The 16,134-nt window shown below is 46.8% G+C and carries 13 protein-coding genes and 1 tRNA gene; 3 read left to right on the top strand and 11 right to left on the bottom strand.

Features of this window, described 5'->3' with window-relative positions:
• Positions 1 to 168 precede the first annotated feature (168 nt).
• From HF864_RS05650 to HF864_RS05640, 3 genes are all read right to left on the bottom strand, one after another.
• Positions 169 to 645, bottom strand: coding sequence for an S-ribosylhomocysteine lyase (locus tag HF864_RS05650; RefSeq protein ID WP_169462073.1), 477 nt, complete (start codon positions 643 to 645; stop codon positions 169 to 171).
• A gap of 69 nt (positions 646 to 714) precedes the next feature.
• Positions 715 to 1,590, bottom strand: coding sequence for an RluA family pseudouridine synthase (locus HF864_RS05645; RefSeq protein WP_169462072.1), 876 nt, complete (start codon positions 1,588 to 1,590; stop codon positions 715 to 717).
• A 64-nt stretch (positions 1,591 to 1,654) separates the two neighbouring features.
• Positions 1,655 to 1,730, bottom strand: a tRNA-Asp gene (locus tag HF864_RS05640).
• A gap of 191 nt (positions 1,731 to 1,921) precedes the next feature.
• Here HF864_RS05640 and mprF point away from each other — a divergent pair.
• From mprF to HF864_RS05625, 3 genes are all read left to right on the top strand, one after another.
• A complete protein-coding gene (gene mprF / locus HF864_RS05635) occupies positions 1,922 to 4,528 on the top strand; it encodes a bifunctional lysylphosphatidylglycerol flippase/synthetase MprF (RefSeq protein ID WP_169462071.1) in 2,607 nt (868 codons plus the stop codon).
• A gap of 523 nt (positions 4,529 to 5,051) precedes the next feature.
• Positions 5,052 to 6,485 (top strand): amino acid permease, encoded by a 1,434-nt coding sequence (locus tag HF864_RS05630; RefSeq protein ID WP_169462070.1) that lies wholly within the window; start codon positions 5,052 to 5,054, stop codon positions 6,483 to 6,485.
• 31 nt (positions 6,486 to 6,516) lie between these two features.
• The gene (locus HF864_RS05625) at positions 6,517 to 7,863 is read left to right on the top strand and encodes an aspartate aminotransferase family protein (RefSeq protein ID WP_169462069.1); all 1,347 of its coding nucleotides are present in this window, start codon (positions 6,517 to 6,519) and stop codon (positions 7,861 to 7,863) included.
• Positions 7,864 to 7,901: 38 nt separating this feature from the next.
• Here HF864_RS05625 and HF864_RS05620 read toward each other — a convergent pair whose 3' ends face one another.
• The 8 genes from HF864_RS05620 to citE all read right to left on the bottom strand — a co-directional run bounded on the left by HF864_RS05620 (position 7,902) and on the right by citE (position 16,132).
• Positions 7,902 to 8,477: a DJ-1 family glyoxalase III gene (locus HF864_RS05620; protein WP_169462068.1), complete on the bottom strand. Its 576-nt coding sequence runs from the start codon at positions 8,475 to 8,477 to the stop codon at positions 7,902 to 7,904.
• 41 nt (positions 8,478 to 8,518) lie between these two features.
• Positions 8,519 to 9,505 carry an alpha/beta hydrolase gene (locus HF864_RS05615; protein ID WP_169462067.1) on the bottom strand — a complete coding sequence of 329 codons (987 nt, stop codon included), beginning with the start codon at positions 9,503 to 9,505 and terminating at the stop codon, positions 8,519 to 8,521.
• A gap of 76 nt (positions 9,506 to 9,581) precedes the next feature.
• Positions 9,582 to 10,247, bottom strand: a complete 666-nt coding sequence (locus HF864_RS05610; RefSeq protein WP_169462066.1) for a uracil-DNA glycosylase — start codon at positions 10,245 to 10,247, stop codon at positions 9,582 to 9,584.
• Positions 10,248 to 10,313: 66 nt separating this feature from the next.
• Positions 10,314 to 11,684 (bottom strand): threonine/serine exporter family protein, encoded by a 1,371-nt coding sequence (locus HF864_RS05605; RefSeq protein ID WP_169462065.1) that lies wholly within the window; start codon positions 11,682 to 11,684, stop codon positions 10,314 to 10,316.
• A 154-nt stretch (positions 11,685 to 11,838) separates the two neighbouring features.
• Positions 11,839 to 12,729 (bottom strand): LysR family transcriptional regulator, encoded by an 891-nt coding sequence (locus HF864_RS05600; RefSeq protein WP_169462064.1) that lies wholly within the window; start codon positions 12,727 to 12,729, stop codon positions 11,839 to 11,841.
• A gap of 12 nt (positions 12,730 to 12,741) precedes the next feature.
• Positions 12,742 to 13,611, bottom strand: a complete 870-nt coding sequence (locus HF864_RS05595; protein WP_169462063.1) for a triphosphoribosyl-dephospho-CoA synthase — start codon at positions 13,609 to 13,611, stop codon at positions 12,742 to 12,744.
• A 78-nt stretch (positions 13,612 to 13,689) separates the two neighbouring features.
• The gene (citF, locus tag HF864_RS05590) at positions 13,690 to 15,228 is read right to left on the bottom strand and encodes a citrate lyase subunit alpha (protein ID WP_169462062.1); all 1,539 of its coding nucleotides are present in this window, start codon (positions 15,226 to 15,228) and stop codon (positions 13,690 to 13,692) included.
• Positions 15,218 to 16,132, bottom strand: coding sequence for a citrate (pro-3S)-lyase subunit beta (citE, locus tag HF864_RS05585; protein WP_006500679.1), 915 nt, complete (start codon positions 16,130 to 16,132; stop codon positions 15,218 to 15,220). Before citE ends, citF begins: the two co-directional genes overlap by 11 nt.
• Between the last annotated feature and the right edge of the window lie 2 nt (positions 16,133 to 16,134).

The raw sequence follows: 16,134 nt of genomic DNA, 5'->3' as shown, positions 1-16,134 counted from the left end.
TCAGCTTGCGACCGATCTTCGGAGTTTGTCTTCGCACCTCCGCAAGGATGGCTGGCAGTTCAAATGCTGATTTATCAGCGTTTGAACTGCCAGCCAGCTACTGCGCTGAGGCATTATTATCCATAAAATAGTTAAGAGGCTGAGTTAATTCCCAGCCTCTTTTATTGTCTAGTCAACTACATGGCGTTCAAATGGCTGGTCACTAATGCCTTCAGCCAAAATCTTCTTGCTCCATTCCTTAGCTGAGAACAGTGAATGGTCACGGTAATTGCCACAGCTCTTTTCCGTGGTTCCCTGCACGTCTTCCCACTTAATCTGGTAGGCAATTTCTTCAAGTGAGGACTTCAAGGCCTTGGCAACCTCGGTCGTGCTGTGCTCACCCCAAGTAATTAAATGGAAACCAGTCCGACAGCCAAATGGCGAACAGTCAATGACGCCCGTCAAACGGTCCCGTAACAACCCTGCCAGCAGGTGTTCAATCGTGTGCAGTCCTGCCGTTGGGATGGCATTTTCGTTTGGCTGAACCAAGCGCAGATCATAGTTGCTGATCTTGTCGCCTTTTGGTCCTTCTTCAACCGTAATCAAACGGACATAAGGTGCCTTTACCTTGGTATGATCCAGCGTGAAACTTTCAACTTTAGCCATGAAAAATTCCTCCTAAAACTTAATTAGCCTTATTATAGAACTTTTGAACGTCTTCGCATGGATAAATTATCAGTTCATTGCCTGTTTAAACGTTGCTGGCAGCCCAATCTTAAAATCAAGGTGCCTTAGGGTAAATGGGTCATCAAACGCAATATGCGAAGCACAGAGCAGCTGATGGTCAAAGCGACTGGTATCACCACCATACAGATGATCGCCCAGCAGTGGATGACCGAGATGACTGAAGTGAATGCGAATCTGGTGGGTGCGGCCAGTATGCAGACGCACTCTGACCAGCGTCCAGTTTTGACCGCGTGCCTCGACCCAGTATTCGGTCCTGGCATTTTGACCATCGGCACTGATTTCACGCTGAGCCCGACCTTCAACTCGAGCAATCGGAGCGTCAATCATATCATGATCATTAGTTAAAATGCCTTGAACGATCGCTTGATATTCTTTAATCATTTTATGCTGTTGAACCTGTTGGCTGATCATGCTGACGGCTACCTGATGCTTAGCAGCCAGCAATAGGCCACTGGTGTAGCGATCCAACCGTGTAATCAGGTGTGGTCGCTGGTCTGGCGAATCGTTGCGTATCAGATATCCAGTCACGCGATTGAGCAGCGTATCATCTCCAGTCGTTGGGCCTGGAATTGAGGCTAGGCCGGCTGGTTTGCTGATAACCAGCCAGTTGGCATCTTCAAATACAATATCCAACGTGCCATTGCTTGATTTAACGTCTGGATTGGGAAATTCTGGCGCAACTTTGATTGTTAGCGGCTGATTGGGCAAGATCTTGGTTGTCGGTCGTACAATACGATGATCAACTTGAAACTCACCAGCACCATTTTTGATGTCATTAAACATCCGATGCCCCATTCCAAGCGTCTGCAGAAATTTTTTGATCTTGATTGGTTCCTGACCGCGATAAATCCAAGTATTTTCCATTTTCCCCTCCAAATTGGCATACAAAAAAAGTTGAGACCGAAATCTCAACTTTCAAAAACTATAGCGGTCCGTACGAGACTCGAACTCGTGATCTCATCCGTGACAGGGATGCGTCCTAACCAAAACTAGACCAACGGACCAATTTCACAACAATTGATAGTATACGAAAAGATTTACTCGGCGTCAATAGCAGCTGCCAAAATTAAACCATTTTAACTGAAAAATTTTTTGCTACCGAATGGGCAATCTACTATCATTGGTATTGAATTCCAATCTGGCAGGCCATTGAACCAGCCAGGTTGACACAATTAAAAAGTGAGGATTCTGAAAAATGAACTCATCTCTATCTGTGCGCATCAAAAATTGGTGGCGGCACTATGCCAAACTCTTTAAACTGCTGTTTGTTGTCTCGGTGATTATCTTTGTCATCACAGCACTGGGCAACTTTTTAAAAGACGTTGACTGGAATCGCGTTGGACTTGGCCTGTCCAGCCAGTCACCGCTTCATATTTTTTTGATGCTGATCGGTGGCTGCCTCTCAATCGTGCCCATGCTTGGCTATGACTTTGCGATTACCCACTTTTTATCAGGGCATTTTTCTAAGCACTATATCATCAGAAGCGGCTGGATTACCAATACCCTGACCAACGTGGCCGGCTTTGGCGGTCTGCTTGGCGCAACGCTTAGAGCCTATTTTTATGGCAAGCATTCCAGTAAAAAACAGATTCTGTTTGCCATCTCCAAAATCGCCATTTTTCTTTTGTCTGGCTTGTCGATCTTATGCTGGCTCGCTCTAGCAGTCATGTTCTTAGTACCAAATGGCCATCGCTTCGATCGTTACATCGTCTGGCTGATTGGTGGCGGCCTGTATTTCCCGGTTGTCTTTATCTTTACCCGGCTGAAAAACTCCAGCTTTTTTAAAGATCTGACCCCCAAGCTCGAACTGTTTATCGTTGCCAGTTCAACTGGTGAGTGGCTTTTGGTTGCACTTTTCTTTTTAATGATTGGCTGGCTTTTAGGGGTTAAAATTAATCTCTTGTCCGTACTGCCCCTATACGTTGTCGCTCAGCTTTTGGGAGTTATCTCAATGCTGCCTGGGGCAATCGGTTCTTTTGACATCATTATGCTGATGGAATTGTCTATGATGGGCGTCAGTCGTTCAACGGCCTTGGTCTGGCTGGTATTTTTCCGGGTTTTCTATTATCTGGTGCCGCTGATTTTTGGTGCTTTAATGTTTGTATATCATTTTTGCCAGAAGATCAATCGCTTTTTTAATGGCTTGCCTAATCTGATCTGGCATCAAAGCGCGCATGTCTTGATCACCATATTTATGTATTTTTCTGGGATCTTGATGCTGATTGATGCCTCAATGCCGGATCTAACCCAAAATAACCGCTTTTTGCAGCGTTTCTATCCTTTTACATTCTTCTTCTTGCATCAGCTGAGCACGGTTTTGTTTGCTATCGCTATGCTGGCCTGTGCACGTGGGGTCCAGGCCAAGCTCAAGAAGGCTTATTGGCCATCATTGATTCTTTTGCTGATTGGAATGGTCAATACACTGTGGAATTTGGGAACCTGGGGGCTGACCTTCTACCTTTTGATCCTTTTGATTTTGGTTTTAACCATGCGCCATGCACTGTATCGAGAAAAGATGGCCTATTCGCTTGGGAAGGCCTTTAATGACGGAATCGTCTTTGTCGGTCTGTTCGTTCTTTACATTATTATAGGGATCGTCAATGAGCCAAATTATTATGAACATCATAACATTCCGCAATTCCTGTTCTTCCCTGGTGAGAGTCTCTGGTTCTCTGGTTTCATCGGTCTGATCCTGGGAATTTTGGTCATGTTGGCCATTCTGCGCTACTTTACCAGTGGCTATGATCCATTCAACGGCTATCATTCGTTTGATGCTAAGCGCTGTCGGCAATTGATCGAACATTTTGGTGGCAATGAGACCAGTCATCTGGCGTTTTTGCGCGACAAGAATCTCTATTATTATCAAGTTGAAAAAGAAGACCGGCTCTTTTTCATGTATCGGCGCAAATACGACAAGCTGATCGTTATGGGTGAACCGGTTGGCGATCAAAGCGTACTGAATGATGCTTTGCGACAGTTTATCATTGAGGCTGATCGCTATGGCTACCAACTGGTATTTTATGAAGTTGGTCAATCAACAACGATGCTTTTGCACGAATTTGGTTTTGACTTTCTTAAAACCGGTGAGGACGGTCTAGTTAAATTGGCCGACTTTACGCTTGCCGGTAAGCGCCAACGTTCTCAGCGTGCCTTGATGCATAAATTTGAGCGAGAAGGCTATACGTTTGACGTCTTGGAACCACCATTTGATAACGAGCTGATCAAAGAGCTCAAACATGTTTCTGACAGCTGGCTGGGCAAGCAGGTTGAAAAAGGCTTTTCACTGGGCTTTTTTGATGAATATTATCTGCAGCAGGCTCCAATTGCCATCGTTAGGAATCAAGAACAAAAGATCGTGGCCTTTGCAACGCTTATGCCAACTGGTGGCAAAAAGATTCTGACCATCGATTTAATGCGTCATGATCGCGACCTGGCGCCATCTGGCATTATGGACATGATCTTTGTCAATCTGTTCTTGTATGGACAAAAGACCGGCTACGAATACTTCGATTTAGGAATGGCACCACTAAGCAACGTTGGTGAATCACAGTTCAGCTTTATTGAAGAAAAAGCTGCCCACTTTATCTACGAATATGGCTACCGGCTCTATGGCTTCCAAGGTCTGCGTAATTATAAGGAAAAATATGCCGATCTCTGGCTGTCACGCTACACCGTCTATCGTAAAAAGAGCTCACTGGTTGGCTCTATGCTGGCACTGGTCAGTGTCGTCAATCAGCGTTCCAATCCAAATCACAATCATCGACTGCAGCCGCAGCTAATTGAAGATATTTTGAAACATTAACAATAGAGACTGAGAATTAGCCCCACTTCTTAACTATTTTATGGATAACAATGCCTCAGCGCAGTAGCTGGCTGGCAGTTCAAATGCTGATTTATCAGCATTTGACCGACCTAGCCACCCTTGCGGAGGTGCGAAGACAAACTCTGAAAATCGGTCGCAAGCTGATTTTCGGAGTTTTTTCTCACTCTCTTTTTGTTCCAATCGTTCATTGATGACCAAATCAGTCGCAATAATTTTAAGATCAAGATTAAGATAATTAAATTTAAACCAAGAATTTATAAACGTTTGATTGCTTGTCACTACTACTGAGTTTACGCTTACACAGTTTAGGTGGATTGTTAGAATGCACAAAAAGTTCTTGCAAGCTGTTTAAATTATAGTTATAATTTAAAACATTAGAGAATTCTAATTTAAATGTAATTATTTATCGCTTGGTTTTTCCTGCCAAGTCTGGATGCGTTGCAATCATATTGGAACTTTTTGCAGAATTAGGATTGTCTCACTTAGTTCAGGAGGAAGATTTATGGGATTTTGGAAAACTATCACTCGAAAAGAAGACCCCAGTGTCTATCAAGATAAGGATAGTCACCTTATTCGCTCATTGCGCGTACGGGACTTTCTGGCCTTAGGGGTCGGGACGATTGTGTCCACTTCGATCTTTACTTTACCTGGTGAGGTTGCTGCCATGCACACTGGTCCAGCCGTTGCCATCTCGTTTGTAATCGCGGCCATCGTTGCTGGTCTGGTTGCCTTTGCCTATGCTGAAATGTCAGCTGCCATGCCATTTGCTGGTTCCGCTTATTCATGGATCACCGTGGTATTTGGTGAATTCTTTGGTTGGATTGCCGGCTGGGCACTGCTGGCTGAATACTTTATCGCCTTAGCCTTTGTCGGCTCTGGTCTTTCGGCCAATCTGCGGCCACTGCTTGCCAACATTGGGATCAAGCTGCCGGCTTCGCTTTCCAATGCCTTTGGTACCAGTGGCGGGGTCGTTGACCTGATCTCGCTGATCGTGATTGCACTGGTTGCCATCCTGGTTTCCCAAGGTGTTAAGGATGCCGCCCGTGTTGAAAACGTACTGGTTACGCTGAAGGTGCTGGCAATTCTGCTGTTCATCGTCGTTGGTGCAACTGCAGTTAAGCACAGTAATTTCGTTCCATTTATTCCTAAGTACCGGATGACTTCTAATGGTGCTTTTGGTGGTTGGCAAGGTATCTACGCTGGGGTTTCGATGATCTTCCTTTCCTACATCGGCTTTGACTCCATTGCCGCCAATTCTGCCGAAGCCATCAACCCTGGCAAGACGATGCCACGCGGAATCTTAGGCTCACTGGCAATTGCCGTTGTTTTGTTTGTTGCCGTAGCCTTGGTTCTGGTTGGGGTTCTTCCTTACCAAAAGTATGCCAACTCTGCTGAACCAGTTGGTCTGGCTCTGCGTTCGATTGGTCACCCAGTCGTTGCTTCGGTTGTCCAAATCGTTGCCGTTGTTGGGATGTTTACCGCACTGATTGGGATGACAATGGCTGGCTCTCGTTTGATCTACTCATTTGGTCGTGACGGCATGCTGCCTAAGTTCTTGGGAACGCTGGACGAAAAGAACCGGCCTAACCATGCACTTTGGACTTTGGCAATCATCGCGATCCTGATTGGTGCCATGTTCCCATTTGCATTCTTGTCACAATTAATCTCCGCTGGGACGCTGATTGCCTTTATGTTTGTTTCATTAGGGATCTATGCATTGCGCCCTCGTGAAGGCAAGGATATTCCAACACCTGCATTTAAGATGCCATTCTATCCAGTAATGCCATGCTTAGCCTTCTTGGCTTCCCTGTTCGTGTTCTGGGGACTTGACATCGATGCCAAGATCTATGCCGGCGTATGGTTCCTGCTTGGTCTGGTAATCTACTTTACCTATGGCGCTCGTCATTCTTACTTAAACAAGACGAAAAAGGACTAGTTGTAAGCTTTAAAAGGGGGCGGCTGTCAAAATGACAGACAGTAACAACAAGCATCTGCTGGAAGAAGAAGCCAAGGCGTTTGCTTCTTCTGGCCGGATCAACTATTACGATATCGTTATCGATCATGGTAAGGGCGCGGTGATCACCGATGCTGACGGCAATGACTATATTGATCTTTTGGCCAGTGCCAGTTCAACCAATACCGGTCATGCCCACCCTAAAGTCGTCAAGGCGATTCAGGATCAAGCTGCCAAGTTGATCCAGTATACGCCGGCCTACTTTGCCAACACGCAAGAAGCCCGCTTGGCGCCACGTCTGGCAAAACTGGCCCCGATGAGTGGTCCGGTTGAGGTTTCATGGGGACTGTCTGGCTCTGACGCTAATGATGCCATTATCAAGTTTGCGCGGGCCTACACCGGTCGCCAGTATCTGGTAGCCTTTACTGGTGCGTATCATGGTTCTACTTATGGTTCCATGTCGCTTTCCAGCATCAGTATGAACATGAGCCGTAAAATGGCACCGCTATTGCCTGGTGTCGTTAAGGTTCCTTTCCCATCACCTTGGGAACGCGAACCTAATGAAAGCGAAGAACACTTCGTTGATCGTTTCTTCCGTGAATTCATGCGGCCATTTGAAACCTACCTGCCAGCTGAAGAAACTGCGGTTATCTTGATGGAGGCCATTCAAGGTGACGGTGGGATCTGCAAGACACCGCCTGCCTTTATGAAGAAGGTCTATGATTTTGCCAAGGCACATGGCATCTTGTTCGCCGTTGATGAAATCAATCAAGGCATGGGCCGTACCGGCAAATGGTGGTCAATTCAAAACTTTGACGGTATCGAGCCTGATCTGATGTCTGTCGGCAAATCACTGGCATCTGGCCTACCTTTAAGTGCCGTTGTTGGGCGCAAAGAGATTATGGAATCACTTGGCGCGCCAGCGCATCTGTTTACGACCGCCGGCAACCCGGTTACGACGGCTGCCGCTAACGCAACGCTGGATGTTTTTGAAGAAGAGCATCTGCTGGAGCGCTCCGCTAAACTGGGGCAAAAAGCCAAGGCATTTTTTGAGGCCGAAAAAGAAAAGTTCGACTTCATTGGCGATGTACGGATGTATGGTCTTGACGGTGGGATTGATATCATTGATCCAGCAACTGGTCAAGGCGACACCAATGCCACGGTTAAATTGATGTATCGGATCTTTGAACTAGGTGCGATCATCATCAGTCTGCGCGGCAACATTCTGCGTTTCCAACCGCCTTTAGTAATTACTGAAGAACAGCTTGATCAAGCTTTTGCCATGATTGATCAAGCCTTCAGTGAACTTGCTGCTGGTAAGCTGACGCTGCCGGCTAAGGCTGCTGAAATGGGTTGGTAATAAAAAGATCCGGAGAATTAATCTCCGGATCTTTTTTGTTAGATGTTTTCTTTAAGGTAGTCGTACAGCGTATCCTGCTTAATTGCCTTGGTATCAAGTCCCAGTGCCTCAGCAATTGCAAATGCGTAGGCCCAAGCCGTTGCCGGACCACGGCTGGTAACCAGGTGGCCTGCTTGATCGGTAACCGTGATGTCTTCTTTAAAATGACCGTTTGGCGCCAACGACTGCGTTTCTTTTTCAATTCCTGGATAGCATGTATAGTCATAACCGTCCAGCAGGCCATAACGAGCCAGAGCAATCGGTGCAGCGCACATTGCAGCACACCATTTGCCAAGCGATTGACGCTTTTGCATGATTGCCATCAACTGATCATTATCGCGTAAGGTCTGCGCATTGCCATACCCGCCAGGAAAGGCCACGATATCATAATCCAGTAGCTGATCACTGATTAGCTTGTCAGCCTTAAAATCAATCTGATGAGCACCATGAATTTCATAGCCTAAAACTCCTACGATATCGCATTGTACCCCCATGCGGCGCAAAACGTCGACCACCGTTAAGCCTTCAATTTCTTCACAGCCATCTGCAAATACTACTGCTGCCGTTTTTGTCATTTTTATCACCTCATAGTTATGATAGTCTGAATAATTCAAATCTATTGTTGATCAAAATCGTGAGCCAACTGCGCAATTACGTGCTCCGATTCTGGAATTGGATACAGCGGATAGGAATGAAACATCCCACGGCCAATCACGGTATTGGTTTTGACGCCAGCTGCCTTTAACCGTCGCGTAAAGTGAATGGCATCTGGATACATAATCTCATGCGTGCCAATGTAAATCGTAACGTTGCGCAGCTGATCGACAGGGCCATTTAGCGGGCTAAGACGAGCATCGTAAGGATCGGTTGGCCCAGCCCACAGCTTTCCTAACGCTCGCAAACCTTCTTGATCAAGCAGGCGATCCTTGGCCGCATACTTTTTAATCAGAGGATTGCCCAGTTGCAGATCCAGCCAAGGTGAAATCAGCACCAAACGGCCCGGCTGCGGCAATCCCTGTTGTGCCAGATTCTCACAGAAGCCAGCCGCCAATCCTGCACCTGATGAATCACCCATCAAGATAATGCTGCTGACCGGTCGCTTTTCATACAGCCATTGATAAAGACCAAGCAGCGCTTGATAATCATCCTTAAAGTCATGATCGGGTGCTAGTGGGTAATTAGGTACCACGATCTCAACATCAGCTGCCTGGGCCAATCGATTCAAAAACTGCCAGTGCCATTTTAATGGTCGCTGAATAAACGCGCCCCCAGCAAGATAAACAATCAGATTGCGTGCTTGAGAATTCTGATTAAGCCAGATCATTGGATAAGGCGTTGTCACCAATTTCACGGGTACGCTGAACTGAACGTCGGCCGGAATCTTCAAAGGCTGTCGATTGGCTTGCCGGCAGCTTTCTACCAACTGCTGACGTTTTTGAGGATCAGCCAAAGTCTGCTTGAAGCCCGATAGCTGAATGCTCATCTCGGTTAAGGTAGCCCTTTTGGATCGCGAATGTCCGCAACGTGCCATTTCACGCAGACTGTTGCTCAGATTATCGGCCATCGCGGCTAAAATATGATGATCAAAATTTTTTCTATCCATGGACTGAAATTCACTTTCTTAATGTCTTTGCCTTTAATCCTATCACGAATCAGCTGCTAACTTTTATTTGATTTTGTTAAATTTTATCAATCTCCAGCTGATTTAGCTTTTGCGCAACCTTTTCCCAATCATGACGAACGATTGGCTCCAGCTTTCGCGCGTACAAAAAGGCTGCTGGATGATACATTGGAATCACCATGTAACTCTGACTGCTCATGATATAGCCTTGATGATCATTAGCTGCTCTTTGAATCGGACAGTGCAGGATCCGACCATGCAGACTACCGATTTTAGCACTTGGCCCCAACAAGCGCTGTAGACTGGTGTTTCCCAGCGGCATTAAAATCTTCGGTCTCACCTGATCCAACTCCCAGTCAAACAGCCGTGCATAGGCATAGACCTCAGCCTTGGTCGGCGTTCGATTGGGCGTTTTTTCAATGAGTTCACCCGTTTTTTTATCTTTAACCTTTTTGATTGAGTAAGGCCGTTTTCTAACTACGCTGGTAATATAGACGTCTTCTCTGGTCATGTGAAGATATTCTTCGATCAGCTTCATCAATTCTTTACCAGATGCACCAATAAACGGCACGCCGGTTTTGGCTTCCTCTCTTCCTGGCGCTTCGCCAATCAGCATAATTTTAGGATGTTCAGGGCCTTGCCCAGCTACAAAACCGGTTAGATGATGACCTTTTAATGAATCCTCAGCCTGCTTCAACAGTGATTGCGGATACTCAATAATCATGCTTTCACCCTCATAAATAAAAAAGATTTCGGTTATCAATTATAATAACAGAAATCTTTGATATTACTAACTAGTGTGGCGCCATTTAGGATCGCCCAAAATCCGCGCAGCAATCAGCCCCAGCGGCAAGAAAACGATAATCAAAAGCGCCTTGGTAATCCATAAAGCACCAACACTGATCGATGTGAGTCCCATGTTATACATGGCACGATAAAGGTAAAGTCCCGGTACCATGATTACGATTGCCGGAACCGTTAAAGAGATGCGCGGATAGCCGAGCCGATCACGAACGAATGAGGCCAGGATTCCCGCCGTCAACGCCCCTAAGAACGCGGCCGCCCCCGCTGGCATCAGTTTAAAATCAACCAGCTCCAAGCGCAGCGTGTTGGCAACTGCCCCTATTACACCCGCTGCAGCTGCCATTTTAGGCGTAGAATTAAACATGATTGAAAAGCCAAACACTCCACAAAAACTGGCTGGCAGCCGTAATAAAAAGAGCATTAATGGTGAAAGTGCCAATGGCTCAAAGTTTTCCGGCTTGAGATGAACCATCATAGCGACCAGCCAACCGACTAAAGTGGCTACCACGATAATCGTCACCGCATAGGCCAGCCTTTCCAAACCTGAACGCATGTCGAGCTTAGACAGATCCAAGCCGCTGGTGATGAACGGAAAACCTGGAATCACAAACAGCATCGCGCCAATATAGCCGGCTTCATGGCGTGGATTAAGCGAGATTCCCATATTTAAAAGTTTTAAAGTCATCACATAGATAATGCAGGCCACGGCTACCGAAGTTGCAAGACAGGCATAAAGAGTCAGCTTGCGGTCAATCATCTTGCGTCGCACGAAGTTACCAATCCCGGCGCCAAAAAAGGAGCATACCATTTCAATTGGACCGCCACCCAGCAGAAAAACAAAGGCGCTACAGGCTAAGGCAGCTGCCAGTCCAACCTGCAGCGGTGAATAGTTGCCTTTCATTTGGTGAATGGCGTCCAAGCGTTTGTGAATCTCGCCAACGGTCCAGTGATCACCGTGTTGGTCAAATTCCTTGACAAAACTTTCCAGGGCATTCAATTTTGTCGTGTTGACCCCGGTATTAGGCAATGACAAAGCCTGCGTATAGCTATTATTGGCATCCATGCAGGTATACTCAATTGAAACCAGACCAATATCCGCTGAACAGGTCATCTTCAGCTTTTTAGAGACCACATTCATCGAGTCGCGCACTCGCCAGGCCCCCGTCCCACAGGCCAGCATCATGATCCCGATACGCCCAACAATCGTTGAACGTTCGACCAGATTGGCTTTTTGAGCTGGCGTTACATTATCGCTGCTATAAAAATCATGCCAGTGAATCGCCATATGATGACGATAGTTGCTAAGATCTTCGTTATTTTTTTTGGGCTGATCTTGTTCGATCGGCAGTTTTCTCATCGTTCAAATCGCTCCTTAATCTGACTTTTTAAAAATCGTCAAACTTCTTACCATTATAAAACGATTAATCCCGTCTGTACGAAAAATTTATGCCAAATACAGAAAGTCAACTCAAAAGGCCCGTCATCCAATTTCGGATACCGAGCCTGATCATTTATTCATCTTCTTTAGCAACCTGACTTAACAGCTTTACAAATTGTTGCTCTTCATCGCTAAGCACGTAGCCGTTGCGAATCGCCAATGATATATAAAACCATTCCGGCAGCGGATCATCAATCTCTAATGGTACGATGCCATTTTCATTTTTAGCAGCATCCCGAACCATTAGCGCAATCCCAACATTTTCTCTAACCAGTTCCTTAACCCATGAAACATCGGGGACTTTGTAGACTGCTACAGTCGGCTTGATATGCGCATAGGCAAAATAAGAACGCATTGCTGCTACATGAACGTATTGTTTATCATAAGTAATAAAATGCTGATTAGCGAGCTCTTTAAAACTGATATGTTTTCGCTGAGCCAACGGGTTACTAGCGCTGACCATTATGCTATAGGGCCGCTTGGTCAAAAGCTGAACATAGACTTTTTCTTCATCCAGCGGCGCCACTGAGCCCAGCATGGCTACATCAATCTCACCTTTAAGCAGCTTCGACAGCAGTTCTTGTGATCCAGCCTCATGGATTCGTACTCGGCGCATGATCGAGCCAGGCACCTTTTTGGCAATCTTGGCAACCAAAAGCTTACCGATAATCGGTGGCAGACCAAAACGAATCTGCCGTTCTTGGACCAGTTCAATGGAGTGATGAGCCAGCGAGATCTGTTCATTGATCATCTTGGCACTGGCCGCCAAAAGCTGACCACTGCGCGTAATCAAGTTTTGCCGGTGCGCACGGTCCGTATAAACCAGCTGAGCATTAAATTCTTTTTCTAAGCGTTTAATTGCCTGCGTAACGGTTGGCTGTGAGACCCCAAATTCCTTGGCAACTCGCGTATAGTTTTTATACTTGACCAATGCTTGAAAATACTGCAGATCCCGCGTATTCATCAAATCATCTCCTCAGATTGCTGCTTCAGGTCGTAGAATTCCCTTGCGCAAGCCAACAAAAATAGTCAATATCAGCAAATCCGCTGAACCACCCAGACTATAATTATTGATCAGATAATCATGATTGAGCTGCTTCAAGTAATCACGGCCCGCTTGCGTCTGTGTGCCGCCAAGCTCTAAATATCTTTTTGCCTGTTGATGAGCCTCTTCAACAACGTCATGACGACCGGCTCGCTTGATCAGATTGGTGTCCTCAGTCCGCGCAACGATATGCATAAACGTGTCCAACAAGCGCTGCATCGTCGTCCCTTCGCTTTTTGCTAATGCCGGTACGCCAATCTTCATTACGGTTGGATAGCCTGCCTCGGCCTCACCGCGAATGCCTTTGATGCCATAGCGCAGAAATTCTTTCTCACCGGCCGTCAACTGTTCAACCGGCTTGGCATGCAGCTTTTCAATATCGTAATCACTGGCCGTCAATCCTTTAAGCATCCGTTTAACGATCGTGGCTAGCTCCAGTTGGGGGTGCTTGATTCGATAAGCCTCGGCACACGTCAGGACACCAAGTGAAAAAACCGCGCCCTTATGCGTATTAACGCCATTGGTTGCCTTAAACATCGTCTTTTCGGCTTCAATACCCAAAGTTCGCAGCTTTTTAAACATAAGCGTCAGATCGGTCGCTGCAAAACTCATTCCCAAATCAACGCTTTGTTCAAAATAATGATGCAAACTAAGAGCACTGTCAATAAATAAGAATACATCCATATCAGGGTGCGGTCCAGAAGACACCGGGTCTACCAAACCAGGCTTAGGGTTGACGGAAACCTCATAAATCATTGCTCGCAGTGCATCGTTAACCAGCTTAGCGCTTGTCTGTTCCATAAATCATATCCTCAATTTCATAAAAAACCGCGACTGAGATTAAAGCAGCCGCGGTTTTAAAATTTCAATCAGTTCAGATTAGTCCTTAACCTGCTTGATCGTGTCGATGATCGTCCCATCACGGTATTCAACCAGGGCCACCGTCCGATCAGTAAATTGCAGTGGTTCAGGCTTACCAACCTTGGATTCAGCCAGCTTCTGCAGATCGTGAATGTCGTAGACCGGCAGACCCGGAACGTTGCTCAAAGCTTCCTGCAGATCCTTACGACGAGGGTTGATGGCAATCCCGTATTCGGTAACCAATACGTCAACGGATTCGCCTGGCGTAACAACCGTGGTTACGTCTGGTACAACCGTAGCGATGCGGCCACGAACCAATGGAGCTGAGATGATCGTCAGCTTGGAAGTAGCGGCATCTTGGTGACCACCAATGGCACCACGGATCACACCGTCAGAACCAGTCATAACGTTGACATTGAAATTGGTGTCAATTTCCAAAGCGGACAGGATGGCCACATCAAGCTGATCAACCATGGCACCCTTGTTGTCTGGGTCAGCATACCAAGAAGCATCGATTTCTTGTTGGTTTTGGTTGTTCTTCATCGAAGCAGCCGCACCCTTGTCGAAGTCTTGAACGTCCATAACCTTCTTGACCAGACCCTCTTCAAGCAGCTTAACCGTTGGTGAGGTAATACCACCCAGTGCGAATGAAGCCGTGATGCCAGCATCAATCATGGATTGACGTAGGAAACGAGTAACGGCCAGGGCCGCACCACCAGAACCAGTCTGGAAAGAGAAGCCATCTTTGAAGTATGGTGAGTTGACGATAACGTCATTTACCATTGAGGCAATCTTCAATTCCTTAGGGTCCTTAGTGAAACGAGTAGCACCAGAACCGATCTTGTCAGGGTCACCAACCTTGTCAACCTTAACAACGTAGTCGACTTGCGTCTGCTTGATTGAAGCTGGCGTGTTAGGGTAGTCGACGATGTTGTCAGTCAGCAAAACAACCTTGTCAGCATATTGAGCATCCATCAAAGCATAACCAAGTGAGCCAAAGACCGCATCACCATTCATACCATTGGCGTTACCCAAGGCATCGGAGTTAGGCACACCCAGGAAGGCAACGTCGATCTTGATGTTGCCATTTTCGATTGAGCGAGCTCGGTTACCATGAGAACGGAAGATAACAGGGTTCTTCAAGCCACCATGAGAAACAAAGTCACCCAAAGAGCCACGCATCCCTGAACTGGTAATGTTGGTGATCGTACCAGCCTTGATGGCTTCGATTACCTTGTCGTTCATAACGCCAGTCAGAGAAGATGGCGCCAGCGTCAAATCCTTGATACCCAGCTTCAAGATGATGTCCATGACCTGGTTGAACACAAAGTCACCGTTACGGAAGTGGTGGTGGAAAGAAATCGTCATGCCGTCTTTAACGGTCTTTTTAACAACGTCTTCCAGTGATTCAACAACCTTGTCGTCACCAGTCGTTACGGTAACCTTAGGCGCAACCCGTTGAACTTCGGGATGACCGATTTCGGTAGTTTCAAATGGCTTGTAGTCGAGCTGCTTCATCAAATCTTCTGGCAGTTCGCGATTTACATTATTTTTCAATGTAGTTTCCCTCCTCGTCAATCAGGTTGGATGCCTTAGCCAGGCGCATAACCCGTTCAGCACGCAGCACAACTGGACGGTCGACCATTTGACCGTTCATGGAAATAACGCCAGAACCCTTGAGCTTGGCTTCTTTAATGGCATTTTCAACGTTCTTGGCGTTTTCGATTTCCTTCTTGGTTGGTTCGTAAACCTTGTTAACCATTGGGATTTGACGTGGGTTAACCAGGGACTTGCCGTCAAAGCCAAGCTGGTGAATGTATTCAGTTTCACGGTAGAAGCCTTCCGTGTCGTTCATGTTGGTGAAGACCGTGTCAAAGGCAGCTACACCAGCAGCCCGGGCAGCATGCAGAACCATGTTGCGGGCAAATTCAAGTTCGGCACCATCTGGGTAGCGGTGCGTCTTCATGTCAGTCGTGTAATCTTCGGCAGACAGAGCAATCCCCATCATCCGGTCAGATGCAGAAGCGATTTGGTAGGCGTTGATGACACCCTTGGCGCTTTCGATAGCAGCCATCAGCATCGTTGAACCTTCTTCTCGGCCAAATTCCTTTTCAGCAGCCGTGATGTCGGCATCCAGCTTCTTAACCATTTCAGCGTCTTCAGCTTTTGGCAGCCGCACAACGTCAATGCCAGCCTTAACCATGGCCCGAACGTCATTAGCGTAGTATGGCGTGTCTTGGCCGTTGACCCGGACAACCAGTTCCGCGTCGCCATAGTCCTGCGTTTGCAGTGCTTCGTAAACCAGGTCACGAGCAGCATCTTTTTCAGCCATTGAAACGGCATCTTCCAAGTCGAACATGATGGAGTCGGCACCATAGATACCAGCATCCTTAACCATTGCTGGGTTGTTGCCAGGTACGAACATCATCGTCCGGCGCAAGCGTTCTTTAATTTCAGCCATGC

Source organism: Lactobacillus sp. MRS-253-APC-2B (assembly GCF_012843675.1).
In the GTDB taxonomy this organism is placed as follows: domain Bacteria; phylum Bacillota; class Bacilli; order Lactobacillales; family Lactobacillaceae; genus Limosilactobacillus; species Limosilactobacillus pulli.
The sequence above is the reverse complement of the archived record's forward strand: the minus strand, read 5'-3'. Positions and strand labels throughout refer to the sequence as shown.